The organism is Acidithiobacillus ferriphilus (genome assembly GCF_028215975.1).
Lineage (GTDB): Bacteria > Pseudomonadota > Gammaproteobacteria > Acidithiobacillales > Acidithiobacillaceae > Acidithiobacillus > Acidithiobacillus ferriphilus.
In genome coordinates, this window is the sequence record NZ_CP116458.1 from 1,027,204 (window position 1) to 1,045,390 (window position 18,187).

The window sequence follows — 18,187 nt, forward strand, 5'->3', positions numbered from 1 at the left end:
TCTCCGGACGCGTCTGGAGGGGAGTTTGCACCCCTCGGAAGGGCGTATATTGTACGTGGCTTACAGTGGCGGTGGTGATTCTACGGCTCTGCTCGTGGCGCTGGTTTCTTTAGGGTACACCGTTCACGCCTTGCATGTGGATCACGGCTGGCATCCGGACAGCGCTCAGTGGGCACAGTCCTGCCAGCGGCAGGCGGCGGCGCTGGGGGTTCCCTTCACCCTGCTGCACCTACCCGCGGACACCCCGGGCGAAGGGCCGGAGGATCAAGCCCGGCGTGCCCGCTATGCCCTCATGGCGGCGCAGTTGGGTCAGGGTGACTGGCTATTCACCGCACAGCATCTGGAGGATCAGGCCGAGACTCTGCTTTTGCAGCTGTTGCGCGGTGCTGGTGTAGCCGGGCTGGCGGGCATGCCCTGGCAGCGCCCACTGGGTACCGGGCTGCTGATCCGTCCACTACTGGATGTACCTCAACAGGTGCTGCGGGATTATCTGGAGCAGTGGCACTTACCTTTTCTGAATGATCCGGCTAACGCCGATATGCGTTATGACCGGGTACGAGTGCGCAATATCCTGCTCCCGCAACTGGGTGATCTGGGCTGGCCGCATGCGGCGCCAAATATCGCCCGTGCTGCGGATAATCTCGCCGATATGCGGGAAATCGCGGCGGATTGGTTTGGTTCTCGTTGGCAGCAGTATCGGGCAGATTACCCTGAACTTTCTGCGGAGCGGCTCTCCCTGGAGTATTTGCAGTCCCTTTCTGCTGCCGCACAGCGGGTTTTTCTGCGCGGATGGTTTCAACAGAGGCAGATTCCCGTGCCGAGCCGGGAGCGTCTGGAGGCTCTGCGGGACGCGGTAATGCAGAGACGCGGGGGCGCGAGGATTCAGTGGGAGGGGGGGCAAGCCTGGTTGCAGGGCGGACTGCTGCGCGCTTGGCCGCAACCGTGCACGATGGCGGAAAAGGAATGGGAAGAAGGCCCCTGGTGTGCCGCTCAGGGAGATCCGCTGCCGATTTCTGGCTGGCAGTGTGCTCTCCGGGATACCGCACCGGACGGTTTTCATCACGCGCTGGCTGAGCGTTTTGCGGAGACGAGCTTGTACTGGCGCCGCCGCCGCCAGGGGGCGCTCACCCTAACCGGGCAGGGCCAACATCGTCCCCTGAAGAAATTGCTGCTGGAGGCGGGGGTCCCACCGGATCGACGTGCGGATGTGCCCTTACTCTGGGACGAAGCGGGGCATTTGCTGCTCATTCTGGGTTACTACACCGCACCCTGGGCGAGCGCCCCCGGGGGAACGGCCCTCTGCCTCTGGAATGCCGGTGTTCAGTCCACCGCCGGCAGGGGCGTCGGCTCGACATAGTGCAGCGGCTGCCCGTGCGCGTTGGGGAGAATCTCGCCCTTATCGAAAACCACCCGGCCGCCGACAATGGTAGTGATAGGCCAACCCGTCAGGAGCCAGCCATTGAAGGGACTCCAGCCCACCTTGGTGAACATCTCCTCGTTGCGAACGGGCTTTTCTTGGGTCATGTCGACCAAGGTCAGATCCGCATCCCAACCGATGGCAATGCGCCCTTTGTTCACCACGCCATAGAGGCGCGCCGGATTGTAGCACATCCAGCGCTGCAACTCGGCCAGACTACAATGGCCGTCGCGCATGGCGGTAAGCATCAGGGGCAGGCTGGTTTCCACGCCGGGCATGCCGGAGGGTGCGTGCGGGTATCCCAAGGCCTTGTCTGCCAGCAGGTGCGGGGCGTGATCCGTAGCAATGCAATCGATGACACCGCTGCGCAAACCCTCCCAGAGGGTCTGACGGTCGTGCTCACTGCGAATGGGAGGGTTCATCTGCGCCAGAGGACCCATTTTAGCGTAGGCATCGGTGGTCAGGAACAGATGGTTGGGAATCGCCTCACAACTGATATAAGGCGTCTTTTCCTGCCGTAAGAACTCGGTCTCCATGGCTGTGGAGACATGCAGGACGTGCAGACGGCGCTGATATTTTTTCGCCAGCCGAACGGCTCGTTTGGTAGCAATAAGCGCCGATTGTTCATCGCGGATACGGGAATGATCGGCAGGATCACCACTGTTGGTAAACCGGGCGCGCCGTTCACGAATGCGGGCCTCGTCTTCGGCGTGGACCGCTATTAGTTTACGGCCATGCGCGAAAATGCGATCCAGGTCCGCCTCCTTGTCCACCAGTAAATTGCCGGTACTGGCACCCATAAAAATCTTGATGCCGCAGGCCGCATCGGCGGCCAGCAGATTGTCGAGATTGTCCGGGGTGGCTCCGATAAAAAATCCATAGTTGACCACGGATTTTTCCGCGCCTCTGGCCAGTTTGTCCGCCACGGCAGCGGGGCTGGTGGTGGACGGATTGGTATTGGGCATTTCCAGAAAACTGGTAACACCGCCTTTGGCCGCGGCTCGCGAGCCGCTGGAAATGTCTTCCTTCTGTTCATTGCCGGGTTCGCGGAAATGCACCTGCGGGTCCATAACGCCGGGCATCAGCATATGACCTTCGGCGTCAATCACTGTATCGGCGGCGCGGTCTATATCCCGATCGATGGCGACAATGCGACCATCTTCGGCAAAAAGGTCACCATGATAGAGTTCACCGGAGGGTAGGGCGATGCGCGCGTTACGGACCAGCAGGCGCATGGTATCATTCCTGCGCCATCTGTTTCTCGCGTTTTTCTTCCAGCGTTTTGCAATCGATACAGAGGGTGGCGGTAGGACGGGCTTCGAGACGGCGCAGGCCGATCTCCACGCCACAACTTTCGCAGTAGCCATACTCTCCGGTCTTGATACGGTCGAGAGCCTGGGTAATCTTACGGATCAGCTTGCGTTCCCGGTCACGGGCGCGCAGTTCCAGGCCCATGTCCGTCTCCAGACTGGCCCGATCATTGGGGTCGGAATAGTTGACGTTTTCCATCTGCATGTGTTGTACGGTGCGGTCGACTTCCGCCATCAGTTCGCTGCGCCAATCTTCCAGAATTTGGCGGAAGTGGGCAATCTGCGTGGGGTTCATATACTCTTCGCTGGGAGCGGGCTCGTAGGGGGTGAAGGCGGTGAATTGCTGGGCTGCGCCGGGCACTTTTTTCGCGGGCTGGGGCATGCTTTCGTCCATGGGGGGCTTCCTGTCCTGGGTAATAACGCGCTTACGTTTAACAGAGAATAGCTGTTTTGGCAATCTAATGCGTGCTGGTTACAATGCTCCACCAGACCGTTGAGATGCTGACGGTTCTGGTGGATGGTTATGACACTATATTTTACCGTAAATTCAGGAGACACTTAGATCCATGTCGTTGCGCGCGTTGATTTTTGATGTGGACGGTACCCTTGCCGATACCGAGCGGGATGCCCACCGGGTCGCTTTCAATCAGGCTTTTGCCGAAGCTGGCCTTCCTTTTAGCTGGGATGTACCGACCTATGGCTACTATCTGAGGGTTACCGGCGGCAAAGAACGCCTCAGGGCTTTCCTGAATGAACATCCGGAGTTGCCGCAACTGAGCGATGCTGACATTGCTTCTATCCATCGCCAAAAGACCGGGTATTATGTGGAGATGATGAATGCCGGACTATTGCCGCTACGCCCCGGTGTGGAGCGTTTGCTGAATGCGGCACGGGATCACGGTTTGTTGCTGGCCATTGCCACGACCACCACGCCGGCCAATGTCGAGTCCCTGTTGAAGAGCACCTTAGGCGCGGAGGCGCCGCAGCGCTTTCATACGATCGGCGCCGGGGATATTGTCTCTCACAAAAAGCCGGCAGCGGATATTTATACCTATGTGCTGGGTCAATTAGGTTTGCCTGCCGCAGACTGCCTCGCGATTGAAGACTCGGCGAATGGACTACAGTCCGCCCGTGGAGCGGGGCTTGCTACCATCATTACCCAGACGGAATATACCAAAGGACAAGACTTTAGCGCAGCGCTGCGGGTTCTCGATCATTTGGGAGAAACGGCATCCCCCGCGCACGTATTGCAGGGCCAGGCCGCTGGGGAACAGGTGGTCGTGGATATTCCCACCCTGCAGGAATGGTGGGCGGATCTCCGTCAAGGGTGAGCGATTTACCGGGCCACCTCGATTGCAACGCCGGCGCCCCGATAGGCCCCCATGGGGGGCGCGTCTGGATCTCTTCACTATTGGGGCGGAGATCGACGGGGTGGTAGCCTGATGGACGCCGCCACCTATGACGCCTGGTATGACACCCCTCGGGGGCGTTGGATCGGCACGGCGGAGTTCCGCCTGCTCTCGGGGCTCCTCCAGGCGCGGCCGGGAGATACACTCCTGGATGTGGGCTGTGGTACCGGGTGGTTTACCCGCCGCTTTGCCGAGAAAGACCTCCGCGTCACCGGTCTTGATCCCAGCCCGGACGGGCTTGCCTTCGCCCACGCCAAGGGTCCCCCCGCGATCCGCTGGGTAGCTGGAGATGCCCGCTCCCTGCCTTTTTCGGACCGCAGTTTTGACCGTGTGGTCTCGGTTGCGGCCCTGTGTTTTGTGGATGGTGAGCGGCAGGCCGTGGCCGAGATCGTGCGGGTGGCGCGCCAGCGTTTCGCCATCGGCTGGCTCAACCGGAGCAGCCTGCTCTATGTGCAGAAAGGGCAGGGCGGTGGGAGCGGGGCCTACCATGGAGCGCGCTGGCATCGTCCCGGTGAGTTGCTCGATTTCTTCGCCGGTTTGCCGGTATCCCGACTGGTGATGCATTCCGCCATATTTCTTCCTGCCGGGAATTGGGTGGCACGGACGATGGAACGGCTGCTGCCCCACACGCTGCCTTGGGGCGGCATGGTAATCATTTCGGGGGAGACGGAATAAACCGCCATGACATACACAGCATCCCCCTTGGGCGGCGGCCACCAAAAGATTTTTAATGGGCAGACATTCGGATTTTTGCGGGGAAGGATTGATGTATGACACACGACCAACATGACGTTGATGATCATGTCGACCATACCACTGGTCACCAACAGACCCACGGCCACGCGCATGGGCATAATCATGCCCATGGCCCGGCGGACTACGGACGTGCCTTCGCCATCGGGGTGGCGCTCAATCTGAGCTTCGTGCTGGTTGAGGCCGTGTTCGGGGTGATTGGACATTCCTTGGCCCTGTTGGCGGATGCCGGCCATAACCTCAGTGACGTGCTGGCCATGCTGATGGCTTGGGGCGCCACTGCCCTGGCCCGCCGCCCACCTTCAGTCCGTTTCACCTATGGGCTGCGCAGTTCGTCTATTCTGGCGGCGTTGGCCAACGCCGTATTCCTGTTGGTGGTGACTGGCGGGATTGCCTGGGAAGCGATTCAGCGTCTGCTGCAGCCAGCTCCGGTAGACGGCAGTATCGTGATCGGTGTGGCGGCTTTCGGGGTGCTGATCAATACCGGGACGGCGCTGCTGTTCATGGCAGGGCGTAAGGGCGATCTGAATATCCGGGCAGCCTTTTTGCACATGGCGAGCGACGCGGTAGTTTCGCTGGGTGTGGTCATCGCCGGAATCGTGATGCTCTTTACGCACTGGTTTTGGCTGGATTCCACGGTGAGTTTGCTCATCAGCGCGGTGATCGTGATCGCCACCTGGGGGTTATTGAGGGATTCCACCCAGTTGGCCCTCCATGGCGTGCCAGAAGGGATCGAGACAGAGGTGGTGCGCGCCTATCTCGCCGCCCTACCGAATGTGACGGCGGTGCATGACCTGCACATCTGGGCCATGAGCACCACGGAAACGGCACTGACCGCGCATCTGGTCATGCCGAACGGCTATCCGGGGGACGCACTTCTGAATCAGATTGGCGATGAATTGCAGCTACGTTTTCGTATCGATCATCCCACTTTGCAGGTGGAGACCGGCGATCCGGCCCATCCATGCGCACTGGCGCCGGATCATCGGGTTTGAGATCTCCCGCCGGGAAGTGCTAACGACTGCGGATTCCTCGGGGGGACGCATGCACCGATACGCTCCTCCCGTGCGTGACCACTATGGATCACGGCATCTTGGGGCACATTGACAAATAGTGGAGGTGCTATTAGTTTATTAGTTGCGTAGCATGTTAACTAATGAATATTGGGGAGTGATCCATGTTTTTCAAACAACACAGCAATGCTGATGGCACCCTGTCCTATTTCTATGGATGTGGCAGCAAGGGTTCGGCGGTGGCGGTGGATGTCGTGGCTGGCGATGAACGGTGCTTTCTGGATGCAGCGCAAAAGGCCGCCGTGCGGATCGACTTTGTCATCGACACCCACATCCATGCCGACCATTTTTCCGGCGGCCGGAAACTGGCGGAACTGGCGGATGCACCCTACTGCCTGCACGAAAGCGACGTGGGCAAGGTCCATTTTCCAATCCGCGGGCTCAAGGACGGCGAGGTGCTGGCAAGCGGTAATGTGGTAACGAAAGTCCTCCATACTCCCGGCCATACCGCCGACAGCATCTGCCTGTTGGTCAGTGATCTGCGGCGCAGCGCCGACCCCTGGTTCGTGCTGACGGGGGACACCATGTTTGTCGGTGGTGTTGGTCGGCCCGATTTGGGGGGGGCGCAGGAGGAAATGGCGGGCTTGATCTTCGACAGCATCCACAACAAACTCCTCACCCTGCCCGACGATCTGGAGATATTCCCTGGCCATGCAGCGGGCAGTGTCTGTGGTGCGGGTCTGTCCGGCAAGCCGTCTTCCACCATCGGCTTCGAGAAGCGCTGGGACCCCTATCTGTCCATGACTGATCGAGACACCTTCATCCGCGAACTCACCGCCAACATTCCGGAACGGCCGGCGGAGATGGCGCGCATCGTGGCGGCCAATCTGGGGGCGGCGATATGAATGCGGAAACGGTGCGCTTCGCCCTCTTCGCCGAGGTCTTTGCGGCGCTGGCCCATCCCAAGCGCCTGGAGATGATCCACTACCTGGGTGAACGGCAGCATACCGCGGGGGAACTGACGGAGTTGACCGGCCTGTCCAAGGCCAATGTCTCGCAACATCTCAACGTACTCAAGGCGCGCGGTCTGGTGCACTGCGACAAGTGCGGCACCTTCTGTCATTACCGCCTCACCAGCCCGGATGTGCTGGAGACCTGTGAGATCGTGCGGAAGCTGATCCTTGACCAGATGGATATCACCACCGCTTGCCGCCAGCAATTGGCGGAAGTCGTACCGCTGCGCAAAGCGCCGTCATGAAGCCGGTGCATGTACCGGCTATGACCTATCAGCGCGGAATCGCCCGCAACCGTGGCCAATTTCTGCTGCAGACCGTGCAAGTGTTCTTTGTCGGCCTGGTCATCGGCATGGAGCGCACGGTGTTGCCTTCACTCGCCCACGATTTCGGGGTGACCAAGGGGGCGTTTCTCTTTCTCGCGAGCTTCGTGATTTCCTTTGGCCTAGTCAAAGGGGCGCTTAATCTGGTGGCAGGCTCCCTTTCCGATCGTATCGGGCGCAAGCGTGTCCTGTTGTTCGGCTGGATTGCGGGCATCCCCATCCCCTTGCTGATCTTCTTCGCCCCCAACTGGTGGTGGATCATCGCCGCCAACGTCTTTCTCGGCATCAACCAGGCCTTCACCTGGACCATGACGGTGACCAGCCAGATCGACCTGGCGGGCAGCCGACAGCGGGGCCTGGCGGTGGGGATCAATGAGGCGGCGGGTTATGTGGGCATGGGACTGGCGGGTCTCGCCACCGGTTATCTGGCGGTGCTCTATGGCCCGCGCTGGGCCTTGTTGCTCTTCGGACTGGGCGCGATCCTGGTCGCCCTGGTCCTGCTGATGCGGGTGCGTGATACCATCGCCTGGGTCCATGCCGAGCATGCCGCCCATCCCGTATCCGCGTCTCCGGCCACCACGAACTGGATGCACGGCTTTATCGACGTCTCTTTCAGAAACCCACGCTACCGCGCCTTTTGTCAGGCGGGGGTGGCCAACAAGGTGGCCGACACACTCGTCTGGGTGCTCTTTCCGCTCTACTTCCTGCAGCACGCCATGGGGGTGGTGGCCATCGGCTGGATCACCGGTGTCTACGGGGCCGTCTGGGGGCTCTCGCAACTCTGGACCGGCCATCTGGCCGATCGCATCGGGCGCAAGATCCCCATCGTCAGCGGCTTTTTTCTGTTGTCTGTGGGCCTGGCGACCACTGCCCTGATGCAAGGCTTTGCTTTGTGGGTTTTGGCGGCGCTCATCATGGGTCTGGGCATGGCGCTCCTGTACCCGAATCTGGTCGCCGCCATGTCCGACACGGCCCCACCGCTGGAGCGCGGACGCATCCTCGGTGTCTATCGGTACTGGCGTGATACCGGTTATGCCATCGGCGGATTGCTGCTGGGGCTGGTAGCGCAATGGAGTAATGAAATTCTCCCCGCCATCTGGGCTACGGCCGGTATTGTCGCTCTTTCAGGGCTGTGGATTGCGCTGGTGGTACAGGAAACCCATCCCCGCTCTCTGGACAGCGCCGCCGGACGACAACCGCAGAGGGCCAATCCCTGATTCACCACAGCGACCGTGGTTCGCAGTATGTCAGCATCCGTTATGCAGAACGGCTTGCCGAGGCGCTCTGGAAAACCAAAGCGTCCCTGGAACTGGCCACCCTGGAATGGGTGCATTGGTTTAACCACCACCGACTTCTGGAACCCTTGGGATATATCCCTCCGGCAGAAGCTGAGGCACAATATTACCAGAAACTCGCCCGTCAGGCCGGTAAAGCGGCATGACTTACATTAATCAGTCAATCAGTTTCTACAATACCCGGGGCGGTTCAGGCATCTTCACCTTGTTGGAGATTGGGATACGCTAGAACAGGGCAAGGCTGCCCAGTCCAGTAAACAATAGTGCTGGATATTCGCTGTCACGAGGTCGATTGTCGTTTTGGGCCGTTAATGCTGTCCCTTGATAAACATCCATGAAGTCCGCTTACAGCCTGTTGCTGTCCAACAGGCTTTGACTGCGGCAGAAGGTCAAAAAGTGTACCGTCGCCACACTGGGGCGGCTGGATCAGGTCGACAGTCAGTTGAATGCCGTGATTCAGGGCCTGGTGAAGGTCAGCGGCCAGGTACCCACCTCGACGCCAATGATTTCTTCGCCATCCATCGCTTTTGAAAGAGTGCTTCATGCATAGAGCAACCGCCCGCGTGGCTCTGGTATGGAGCGCCCCAGATCTGTTGCCGTCTCGACCCATTCACCAATCACCCGTTCCGCATTGGCTACCGCCTCTTGATAAGTGGCGCCATCGGCCATGCAGCCAGGGAGCTCAGGAACTTCCACGATAAAAGCGTTGTCTTCATTACTCCAATAAATGACCAGTTCATACTTACTCATCGTTATTAATCCCCAGGTGATACTTGGTGAGTATGCCGCGCACTTGCTTCACTTGGTAGGGCTTCGCCATGCGTCCTATGGGTTGGAGATTGATGATCTCGGCCACCCCTTCTTTGGTAAGGATATGATGGCCTCCCTTCACGCGAAGCATAAATCCAAGCCCATCTAACAAGGACAAAAGGTCAGCAAAAGCTATGTTGGCATCGCTCCGACCGCTGAGAACGGCGGTCTGGATCTTTATCGTGTTTACCCAAGAATTACACCAAGCCTGAACGCTTCATTCGTTTGATTCATGGCTTGGTCTCCTTCTGGAGTAAGCGATTCTCGCTTTGTAAGCCTAACCCAATCAAACGGCCGCTTCCAGTTAAGTCTAGTGCCGCCGATCAGAACCCAATGAAGGCAGCGCATCCTTGTTGCCACACCTGCGCCAAAGAAATCTCGATCTTCCGTCCAGATCGGACAGTCCAGCAGCAAGGACGCTGCCACCGCCGGCCAATCCCGTTCGGCTCTCCGGGCAATTCTGGCTTTTGCGGCGTTTTCTACAGGCGACAATGTTTCCTGGCCAATCAACTGTACGGCCACCATTATCTCCCGGGCGGGGGCCAATTCTGCCAAGTAGTGCGTGGCTTCGTCATAATTCGCTTCGGCCACATAGAAACTGACCCTGTCACATGCATCGGCGATGAGCTGCCGCACTCGCCGCCCCAAGACAGCACGAATCAGGATATTGGCGTCTACAACCAACCTCCTACGCGGCATGATCTTTTTTGCGCCATTTCTTGAACCCTGCAACCAGTTGGTCCTCTGTGATACCCAAGCGTTCCATTTCTTCACGCATTCGCCGCCCCGCTTCGAGCAAAGCATCCCTCTCTGACTGGCTGGGTTTTTTGGGGACAGGGATGTAAAAGCCGATGGTCTGCCCATGTCGGGTAACCTCAATGGGCATTGAGGCTTCCAGATATTCAGCTAATTTGTCGCGCAATTCTCGCACTCCTACACGTAGGCTCATAATCGCCTCCTTTCAGCCACATTGTGTACGCAATATATTACACAAGACGGGCCCAATCAAGCCACTGCGTACCTAATCACTTTCCATGCCGAGCCTCACAACGGACGGACTGGGCTGGCAGTTGCCTGGCGAGTGGTCGGTGATGCAGCGGAAGCTGTCGTCCGGCGGCTTGACCATCGTGTTCTCCAAACTCGTCACCATGATTGGAAACCGTGGCTGCCTACTGAAAATGGTTTTCGAGAATTGCAACCCATTGATTTACTGTGCGGCAATGATCATCGCTTGAAACATCTCGAAAACGGCCGGTTTTGAGAGCAGTCGCCACTGGCGTTTTAAATATATGTAGCTATAATAAATAAATGAAGATCACCTACGATCCCTCCAAGCGCCAAAAGACTCTCGAAGAGCGCGGACTGGATTTTGAGGACGCGCCGCTGGTGTTTGCGGGAAAGCACTTTACCCGCGAGGACGACCGCAAGGACTACGGAGAAGTCCGCCTCATCACGGCAGGCATGTTGCGGGAACGGATGGTGGTCATGGTATGGACGCCTCGTAATATCAATGATCGGCACATCATCAGCATGAGGAAAGCCAATGAGCGAGAACAAGCCCAATATGCCCAGCACCTGGGTTGATCCGGACGACGCCCCCGAGCTGGACGCGCAGTTTTTTCGGGAAGCGGAGTTATATCAGGGGGACCAACTGATCCGGCGCGGCAGGGGGCGCCCGAAGCTGGCCAGTCGCAAGGTGCTGCTCTCGGTGCGTTACAGCCCGGAGGTAGTCACCTACTTCCGGCAGACCGGAGAAGGGTGGCAATCCCGCATGGACGCCGTGCTGCGCGAGTATATCCAGCGCAAGGCGTGATGCAGTGGGGTTTATCGGGCACAGAAAGGTGGACGGGTTGATGGACAGATTCAGGGCCGGGAACAGCCCCGAATGTGTCCAGAAACGAAGTGTTCAGAAAACCTTCGTTTTTCTTTTGTCGCGCCTTGCTTACTCTGGCGGGGCAACTGAGAATGTAATTGATTTTTCAGATGTATGTAATATTCCGATTATCTCAAAAATTTTTAATTTCCCGTTATTATCAAAACTCAATACCCCATTATTTACAGATAATAAGTCTTCTCCTAGCTTTTCCAATAACAAAGTTAATTCACCAGGATTCTTTGATTCAACTTGCCCTGTTGCTGTTGGCAAATAGTTGCTCATCGCAACCTTGTGAATTATGTCTTTACAGGTTATTTCAATTTTCTTGCCTGATCTTATGGAAACTTTCTTGTTTTTCCAATTCATCATGTTCTTACTCCTCTTTATGGTTTACAGTATATAATTTTTAACTGTATATCATTAATTAAATTTTTCATTGTCTTTGTGCAGCTTCCCGGGCTTCTTTGTCTTCTCAGGAGAAAACAGGGCGGAGGTAGCTTGCTGGTAGATCCCGAACAAAAGACTAACACGATCTGCATCGCCAACGAACGATCTCCGACCATACGCGAGATCTACAGCACGATCTAGGGCATGATGTGCTTTGGCTAGAATCTGTGGCGTCGTTAGCGGGTCATAAAGGTCTGCCATGAACCAGCATACCCAAAGGCCGCGAACTCGGCAAAAGCAATGGCGTTCAATGTGCTGGCTATGTGCTTTAACTGATCGTTGTTCACTCCATCCTCTTCGCCAGATCCTCCGCCCTTAGATGAGTGTACTGCTTCAACATCTGCAATTTATTTGCTGAGGCAAGGACTCGAAGACCACCGCCAGTTTTCTCGCTGAGATGGCGGCCAAACTCTCAGCAGTCATTAACATCGGCACAGGTGAGGTATGCAACGGCAAAAATAAGCCGTGGAGCGTCAAAGGATGGCTGAGCGGCAAGACTTCAAACGTGGCGATCATGGGTTATCGTCCGAGCAACAAATCGCTGAACCGGTCATGGGTGGCATCGATCATCGAGCAGGTCGTGCGTCAGGTATCGGAGATGCCGGACTGCGATCCTTCCGAGCGTCGGATCTGGATGATACTGGACGAGGTGCCGCAGTGCGGGAAGGTGCCATCGATCACGGAGGCGCTAGAGACCCTGCGGAGTAAAGGCATGCGGGTGATATTGGGAACGCAGAGCATCAGTCAGATTGAACGTGAATATGACCGACATACATCGACCATCTGGGCCGGACAGACGGCAACGAAGATCATCGCCAGACTCACGGCACCACAGGATCAAAAATGGGCATCGGATCTACTGGGAGAACGGGAAGTGGAGAGATACCAGCGCCAGATATCATCACCCATGTCCTCCACCTCCGGAGGATCGCCAAGCCAGTCTGGTGGTTTTCAACCCGTGAAAGAACACGTCATGATGCCTTCGGATTTCGGTCGACGGCTAAATGTGAAGGAGAATGTGGGGCCGACCGCACTCATCATGCAGGGAGAACATGCCGCTATACTGTGTTGGAGGTTTCCAAAGCTGACGAAGTATCACCCGATGATAGTACCCGCTGCATGGACACAGGCAGGCTACAAGCGACCGGACTGGGGTGCCGTACCACCGCAGGTGGGAGCCACCCGCCGCTGCTTTCGGAAAGCAACCGGTAGAGGACCGGCCACAGGGAGTAGCGCAGCAGCAGATCATCGCGCCGGATGTTAAACTTGAACAGCTACAGCCAGCAGATACGGGAGAGGGTGATGCCATTGGAGATGTGGTGGAGAAAAACGCAGTGCATGAACTGGCAGGAGTGGTGCCGGGTCTATCGATTGCGGATGCAGTGGCCAGCTTGTACGATATGTCCTTGACGGGTAAGGGTATAGACGCTAAACCTGTGCAGAAACAGACACCAATGGAACCTGTTGTGGCAGATGCAGGCAACGCGGACTATGAAGACGAGAACGAAGATGAGCATCAAGTCTGAAGTATCTTGTGGAGTGATGTGACTTCCATCAATTGCCGCTACGTTCTACCAATAGGTGCTACAAATCGATGGAAAAAAATATCTTAAACGACGTGGTGGTATTTGATATAGAAACAGAGCCTTTACTAAAAAGTTTTCAGATGCACAGAATAGTGGCATAGACACATTTGAACACATGCCACAACCGCGAGTTTGTGTCTGTTACGACAGCCTGTCCGACAAGTACGAAACATATCTGCCTGATGATTTTCATTTGCTTTATAAAAAGTTATTGAAACGCAATATATTGAGTTTCAATGGTAAAAGTTTTGATATAAATGTTGTACTGAAGAATCTCGGAAGAAATAAACATGATCCTCTTTCAAAGAAAAAAAACCATTATGATTTATTAGATTTAATCCATAATAAAGAAGGCAAAAGATACAAACTTGATGATTTATCTAGGGCTAATTTAGGCGAAAGAAAGCATACTGATGGGCGCAAAATGAAGGATATGAGCACAGAAAAATTAACAGAGGCGTGCCGTTCGGATGTTTGGCAGACGTACCGATTAATGGCAAAGTTTTTATCTGGTGAGATGATATATAAAAGACATAGAGAATATAATAATGACAAATATGAGGAAATGTGCGCGGGTTATGTAATAAAACCGGATTCGCCAAAAAAGATTAAAGAGATTCATGATTATATGCAATATTTCAAACAAAAAGAAAAATTATCGTATGTGGAGGAAGGTCTTATCAATGGGCACAAATACAGTGAAGCCGACAAAATAAAATGCCTGGATGATCTTCTTTTGGAACAAACCGGAGAAACGTTTTTGGCAATGTTTGGCGCGGAAGGAATATCCTTATCTTTTGATGAGCGATGCGAGGAGGTTCTCGGGCTGCTGATGTACCTTGGCGCTCAACTACCTTATGATATGCTGGAAAGAAACTTGACAGAAGGGCAAATTGCAGACTATATGAGCGAACATGGACACTTCTAAGGTGTTTACACCATCAGAACGCTAAATAACCTACCGCGTCTTATTAAGTTCACTCACAACATCATCGACATTGTCAGTATAGTATCGCTTGACCATCTGTGTGCTCTTATGGCCGGAAAACTGCATTAAGTGTAGCATCTGCATCCCAGTCCGGTCATGTGTTCTTGTTATTGCGGTATGCCGTAGGTCGTGGAACCTGAAGTCTTTGATGTCTGCACGCTGGCAGGCACGTGTGAAACAGCGCTGAACGGCGTCATACTTAGACTTAAACACCAGTCCACTGCCACTGCCTGCGTCCTTCATCTTTGTAAGAATCTGGACAGCCGACTGAGTCAGTGGTGCCAATCTGCCAGTGCCAGTTTTTGCAATGTCGCTAGGTATGGCAATGACTCCTCTGTCTAGATCAACCCGATCCCATGCCATCGTGAGTATTTCATTTTTGCGCATCGCCGTCTCGATGGCCAATAGCACTATATTGAGAATCTCACTATTGCGTGACGCGCCGCACTCAGCTAATAGCCTGACTTCTTCATCTACGCTTAAAATTCTTTCTCGGCTCACTCCTTTAAGTTTTTTAGTGATGGCGCTAGTCCGTGGAAGAACGGCAGGATTGCCGTATGGCAATTTCAAGTTATATAAATCTATGGCAACGTTGATGACTCTCTTAATCAAATTAACTTCATGCTTAATGGTTTCACCTGATATTTTAGTCTTGCGCCTGAATCCTGTCGAATTAAGTCTTTTAAGCACATATTCTGTGATCTTGTCTCTACCTAAATCTATAAGCTTAACGGACCCCATATACTCAACTATAGGCTTGATCCGTTGCCGATCTCTCCGTCCACCATCTTTTAGACCACTTGCAAACTTTTTAAAATATACAGTAAACAAGGATTCAAGGGTCATGGATGTATTCACAACGTCCGTGTCTGACGACTCTTTCTTTATCTTGTCACCAAAGTCATACGTGCCTTTATTGATGGCAGTCTCGGTTTCAGCTTTCCAAGATTCCGCCTCTTTCTTCGTTTTCAGCATTTTTGAAACTTGAGGTAAGCCTGTTTTCCGTATGAGAACCTCATAACGCACGTTTCCGGCAGTAGTGGTGCGCTTGCGGATGGTACCCATCTCAACCTCCAGAAGGTGAACTCTGACTAGATAGTAACTCTCCAAGAGACTGATGACAAACGAAAATTGACACAAATGGCAGCGCTGTGCTACAAGATTGGACAGCCAACCGCCACTTCATGGACATAAGGCATGCTCAACGCAAATCCAAGCAAGACCATCGAAGTCATCCACTTAACTATAAACAGTATTAGCATTCCTCCAATTTTACAACAAGCACGCGCTCAAACCCTGTCTACGATAGAAAATTCCAATAACATAGAAGACCTGGACTCCAACCTGTCTATACTTTACAAGGCTATAAAAGACTACGGTCTCTATGAACCCATCAAAGTCTATAGCAAAAAAGGCAAAGGCACCTCATATGAGTTGGCAGAAGGACTGCTACGCTTTGCCATATTTAAAAAGCTGAAGATATCCACAAAGATACCAGCCGTGGTGATCGAGCAGGAAGACGCGCTGCATAGAGCCTTTATAGGCAACATGGCTAGAGAAGACTACTCCCTGCCAGAGTTGGCGGCATGGATAAATCACTTAATAAGCAATGGTGAGACTGAGAATAGCATATTCACTAAATTCCATATTCCGCGCACACGCATCACTCACGCTTTGTTTTCTATTACACCGGAGTATGAGGATTTACTGAGAAAGTATCCTGAAACCGCAATCACTACGCTAAAACGCATACAGACTGCTATGGCTAGTGATAGCCCTTATATGCAGAATCCAATAACCAGAAATACACTGCTCACCACACTTAAAAGTTTAGAAGGACAATCAGTACCTAAAAGCATTATTGATTCACAGTTGGAAGACGCGAAGAAAGTTGTAGATAGTACGGTGTTGTCAGGAGATGGCAAAACTACATATACAAGAGCAGATTCATCTTCTGTGTATACAAAAAATAATGATAGCAAAGATCCTCCTGCGCCACCGGTGTTCTATAGAGAAGCCACTGTCACAATGGATACCTTCATTAACTCTGTAGCCAAGATAGATGAGGCTATTAAAAAACATAACATAGCGCCAGACGATATAAAGGTGACCATACAGATAACCAAGCAAGCTACGGCAAAGTTGGTCAACAAAGAAGAACAGTATGTAAATAATTATGATATAGTGAAATGGCTCGATGAAAAATAAAACATTCAACACAAAAGCTGGACATATTGATGAAGATGACATCCATGATCCTGCGGATGCCACCCATGACCTCACTTTTGACCAGCTTGTATCTTACCTGCCGGATGACCAGAAAGAGCTTTTTATTGGCATATTATCCGCCAATAATCTAGACCAATCTACGTTCGAGTACCATATGCTTTTTGACCTGTTAGCATTGCAAAAACTTGGCAATGTCAGTCCGCTGGAGCATAGAGAAATAATCAGCAATCTTCAGACCACTGTCAGTGGTTTTTATGGCTTGAGTGCCAGTCCATCTGACTATGTGACGCATGGGTACGGATACATTGAATCTGCGCTGGATTCTAATAGATACAGACAGGTGTGTTTCAATACAGAGTACCATCCACCCATAACATATATGGGTAATAAACTATGGTTAACTAAACTTATAAAGGAAAAGAAAGTTATCATACCACAGCATAAGCTCTGGATAGAACCATTTTGCGGTTCTGCCACCATGACACTAGCCCAGCAGCCATCGCCTGTAGAAATTATTAATGACTTTGACGGTTACCTCATAACTTTTTATACCGTCCTGTCTCAGCCTGCATCGCGTCAGATTCTACTGGATCAACTCTCACACTATCTAATGATTCCCAAGACAAGAGAACTACATCTGCCACTTCTCGGTAAGCTGGCTAAAAAGACGAAAACAGTAAATGGCAGTGGAGAAAAAAGAGTTACAAAAGGTATTAACATCGGCTCCGCAGATGACATAACCTTGGCGAGAGCGTACTACATCTGTGCCAAAATCAGCTACGGTATGCGCTCGCTGGGATATCTGGATCATTTTGAATATGATGAGAATGCTACAAAAAAAGTCACGCCGCACATCATGAAAAAGTGGTTGGACACCTTGAACCGTGCAGGACGGAGATTGGAGAACGTTATTATAGAACAGGGTGATGGACTTGCCGTCATCGAGGAATATGCAGATGAAAAAGACGTGTTCTTTTACATCGATCCGCCATACGTCATGGATACTAGACGAACAGGCAAGGGTGACTATGCCGGAGAACTCACTAATGAGGATCATCATCGCTTAGTAGATTTACTGCTGAGGATCAAAGGTTCAGCAATCCTCAGCGGTTACAATTCGCAAGCATATATACAATTGGAAAGAGAGGGATGGCAAACCCTCTCTGTAGAAATAGACACTTTAGCAAGCAAAAGAGAAGAGATGCTGTGGATCAAGCCTTAGAATCGTTGAAAACTGCGTCGGTCCAAGAGCTGGAATTCGGTCTGTTCGTCAGACAGGCCATGAAGAGGTGCTTGACCACCAGGACTCGTACCATGACCTCAGTGATAGCAGCAATCTCTTGCAGCGGGTCACGCATGGTGGCCGCCATCTCCGCATGCCGCTCAGCGGCCAAAAGATCATTCTGGGGATAGCTGTCCTGCGTGCAATTATTCCCAAGCCTCCTTCACCGTCTGACACCGGACTATTCTACCAAAGACGCCGTCACCGTTTTGCCGCTGTGTGATCGCCCCAATGATAGGTACGCAGCGAGAGCGGTCCTTCACAGGCGGCATGGGAAGAGCTACTATCGGCCACATCCAGCCGTTCATTCTCAAACCGTTGGACGGCAGGATTGCAGAAGAAAAGAGTCGTTACAAGACACTCGTTCGGGTGCAAACTACACTGCGTTTCGTTTGCGCCGCACAGCTTCAACGTTAGTTGCGCTATCTAATTCCGT

Annotated in this window: 22 protein-coding genes and 3 pseudogenes; 15 read left to right on the forward strand and 10 right to left on the reverse strand. The window is 53.5% G+C overall.

Annotated features, from left to right (window positions below; all coding sequences use genetic code 11):
* Positions 1-25 precede the first annotated feature (25 nt).
* Entirely contained in the window at positions 26-1,357 is a 1,332-nt protein-coding gene (tilS, locus tag PJU76_RS05060; protein ID WP_271780748.1) for a tRNA lysidine(34) synthetase TilS, read from the forward strand.
* Here the strand turns inward: tilS and PJU76_RS05065 are convergent.
* Both PJU76_RS05065 and dksA read right to left on the reverse strand, forming a co-directional pair.
* Positions 1,321-2,652, reverse strand: coding sequence for a dihydroorotase (locus PJU76_RS05065; RefSeq protein WP_271780749.1), 1,332 nt, complete (start codon positions 2,650-2,652; stop codon positions 1,321-1,323). The genes tilS and PJU76_RS05065 overlap by 37 nt on opposite strands.
* 4 nt (positions 2,653-2,656) lie before the next feature.
* Positions 2,657-3,121, reverse strand: a complete 465-nt coding sequence (gene dksA / locus PJU76_RS05070; protein WP_215860453.1) for an RNA polymerase-binding protein DksA — start codon at positions 3,119-3,121, stop codon at positions 2,657-2,659.
* 172 nt (positions 3,122-3,293) lie between these two features.
* On the opposite strand from dksA, the gene PJU76_RS05075 reads away from it, so the two are divergent.
* The 7 genes and pseudogenes from PJU76_RS05075 to PJU76_RS05105 all read left to right on the forward strand — a co-directional run.
* Complete coding sequence (locus PJU76_RS05075; protein WP_271780750.1) at positions 3,294-4,058, forward strand: HAD family hydrolase; 765 nt, start codon at positions 3,294-3,296, stop codon at positions 4,056-4,058.
* A gap of 111 nt (positions 4,059-4,169) precedes the next feature.
* Positions 4,170-4,811: a class I SAM-dependent methyltransferase gene (locus tag PJU76_RS05080; protein ID WP_271780751.1), complete on the forward strand. Its 642-nt coding sequence runs from the start codon at positions 4,170-4,172 to the stop codon at positions 4,809-4,811.
* Positions 4,812-4,906: 95 nt separating this feature from the next.
* A complete protein-coding gene (locus tag PJU76_RS05085; RefSeq protein WP_271780752.1) occupies positions 4,907-5,884 on the forward strand; it encodes a cation diffusion facilitator family transporter in 978 nt (325 codons plus the stop codon).
* A 182-nt stretch (positions 5,885-6,066) separates the two neighbouring features.
* Entirely contained in the window at positions 6,067-6,807 is a 741-nt protein-coding gene (locus PJU76_RS05090; RefSeq protein WP_271780753.1) for an MBL fold metallo-hydrolase, read from the forward strand.
* Positions 6,804-7,160: an ArsR/SmtB family transcription factor gene (locus PJU76_RS05095; protein ID WP_064218842.1), complete on the forward strand. Its 357-nt coding sequence runs from the start codon at positions 6,804-6,806 to the stop codon at positions 7,158-7,160. The genes PJU76_RS05090 and PJU76_RS05095 overlap by 4 nt, the downstream gene beginning before the upstream one ends.
* Positions 7,157-8,455 carry an MFS transporter gene (locus PJU76_RS05100; RefSeq protein ID WP_271780754.1) on the forward strand — a complete coding sequence of 433 codons (1,299 nt, stop codon included), beginning with the start codon at positions 7,157-7,159 and terminating at the stop codon, positions 8,453-8,455. Before PJU76_RS05095 ends, PJU76_RS05100 begins: the two co-directional genes overlap by 4 nt.
* A pseudogene (locus PJU76_RS05105) lies at positions 8,449-8,679 on the forward strand (IS3 family transposase); the annotation flags it as partial. The gene PJU76_RS05100 and the pseudogene PJU76_RS05105, both read left to right, overlap by 7 nt.
* A 394-nt stretch (positions 8,680-9,073) precedes the next feature.
* Here the strand turns inward: PJU76_RS05105 and PJU76_RS05110 are convergent.
* The 4 genes from PJU76_RS05110 to PJU76_RS05125 form a co-directional block, all read right to left on the reverse strand.
* Positions 9,074-9,283 carry a type II toxin-antitoxin system HicB family antitoxin gene (locus PJU76_RS05110; protein ID WP_215860274.1) on the reverse strand — a complete coding sequence of 70 codons (210 nt, stop codon included), beginning with the start codon at positions 9,281-9,283 and terminating at the stop codon, positions 9,074-9,076.
* Entirely contained in the window at positions 9,276-9,434 is a 159-nt protein-coding gene (locus PJU76_RS05115; RefSeq protein ID WP_271780755.1) for a hypothetical protein, read from the reverse strand. The genes PJU76_RS05110 and PJU76_RS05115 overlap by 8 nt, the downstream gene beginning before the upstream one ends.
* Positions 9,435-9,529: 95 nt before the next feature.
* Positions 9,530-10,147 (reverse strand): PIN domain-containing protein, encoded by a 618-nt coding sequence (locus PJU76_RS05120; protein WP_334212477.1) that lies wholly within the window; start codon positions 10,145-10,147, stop codon positions 9,530-9,532.
* Positions 10,032-10,292, reverse strand: a complete 261-nt coding sequence (locus PJU76_RS05125; protein ID WP_271780756.1) for a prevent-host-death protein — start codon at positions 10,290-10,292, stop codon at positions 10,032-10,034. The genes PJU76_RS05120 and PJU76_RS05125 overlap by 116 nt, the downstream gene beginning before the upstream one ends.
* A 359-nt stretch (positions 10,293-10,651) precedes the next feature.
* Between PJU76_RS05125 and PJU76_RS05130 the strand changes: the two genes are divergently transcribed.
* Both PJU76_RS05130 and PJU76_RS05135 read left to right on the forward strand, forming a co-directional pair.
* Entirely contained in the window at positions 10,652-10,927 is a 276-nt protein-coding gene (locus PJU76_RS05130; protein ID WP_271780757.1) for a BrnT family toxin, read from the forward strand.
* On the forward strand, positions 10,887-11,156 hold the full coding sequence (locus PJU76_RS05135) for a BrnA antitoxin family protein (protein WP_271780758.1): 270 nt from the start codon (positions 10,887-10,889) through the stop codon (positions 11,154-11,156). The genes PJU76_RS05130 and PJU76_RS05135 overlap by 41 nt, the downstream gene beginning before the upstream one ends.
* Positions 11,157-11,285: 129 nt before the next feature.
* Here the strand turns inward: PJU76_RS05135 and PJU76_RS05140 are convergent, their stop codons facing one another.
* Both PJU76_RS05140 and PJU76_RS13705 read right to left on the reverse strand, forming a co-directional pair.
* Entirely contained in the window at positions 11,286-11,588 is a 303-nt protein-coding gene (locus PJU76_RS05140; RefSeq protein WP_271780759.1) for a hypothetical protein, read from the reverse strand.
* A 51-nt stretch (positions 11,589-11,639) separates the two neighbouring features.
* Complete coding sequence (locus PJU76_RS13705) at positions 11,640-11,867, reverse strand: type IIL restriction-modification enzyme MmeI (protein ID WP_408629749.1); 228 nt, start codon at positions 11,865-11,867, stop codon at positions 11,640-11,642.
* 178 nt (positions 11,868-12,045) lie between these two features.
* Here PJU76_RS13705 and PJU76_RS05145 point away from each other — a divergent pair.
* The 3 genes and pseudogenes from PJU76_RS05145 to PJU76_RS05155 form a co-directional block, all read left to right on the forward strand.
* Positions 12,046-12,930: pseudogene (locus PJU76_RS05145) on the forward strand (type IV secretory system conjugative DNA transfer family protein); the annotation flags it as partial.
* A gap of 55 nt (positions 12,931-12,985) precedes the next feature.
* Positions 12,986-13,192 carry a hypothetical protein gene (locus PJU76_RS05150; RefSeq protein WP_271780760.1) on the forward strand — a complete coding sequence of 69 codons (207 nt, stop codon included), beginning with the start codon at positions 12,986-12,988 and terminating at the stop codon, positions 13,190-13,192.
* A 175-nt stretch (positions 13,193-13,367) separates the two neighbouring features.
* A complete protein-coding gene (locus PJU76_RS05155; protein WP_271780761.1) occupies positions 13,368-14,180 on the forward strand; it encodes a ribonuclease H-like domain-containing protein in 813 nt (270 codons plus the stop codon).
* Positions 14,181-14,210: 30 nt separating this feature from the next.
* Here PJU76_RS05155 and PJU76_RS05160 read toward each other — a convergent pair whose 3' ends face one another.
* Entirely contained in the window at positions 14,211-15,305 is a 1,095-nt protein-coding gene (locus PJU76_RS05160; protein WP_271780762.1) for a site-specific integrase, read from the reverse strand.
* A 132-nt stretch (positions 15,306-15,437) separates the two neighbouring features.
* On the opposite strand from PJU76_RS05160, the gene PJU76_RS05165 reads away from it, so the two are divergent.
* Together PJU76_RS05165 and PJU76_RS05170 are read left to right on the forward strand one after the other, a co-directional pair.
* Entirely contained in the window at positions 15,438-16,448 is a 1,011-nt protein-coding gene (locus PJU76_RS05165) for a ParB N-terminal domain-containing protein (protein WP_271780763.1), read from the forward strand.
* Positions 16,438-17,691 (forward strand): DNA adenine methylase, encoded by a 1,254-nt coding sequence (locus PJU76_RS05170; RefSeq protein WP_271780764.1) that lies wholly within the window; start codon positions 16,438-16,440, stop codon positions 17,689-17,691. The genes PJU76_RS05165 and PJU76_RS05170 overlap by 11 nt, the downstream gene beginning before the upstream one ends.
* On the opposite strand, the pseudogene PJU76_RS13710 reads toward PJU76_RS05170, so the two are convergent.
* A pseudogene (locus tag PJU76_RS13710) lies at positions 17,691-17,839 on the reverse strand (transposase); the annotation flags it as partial. The gene PJU76_RS05170 and the pseudogene PJU76_RS13710 overlap by 1 nt on opposite strands.
* Positions 17,840-18,187: the final 348 nt, after the last annotated feature.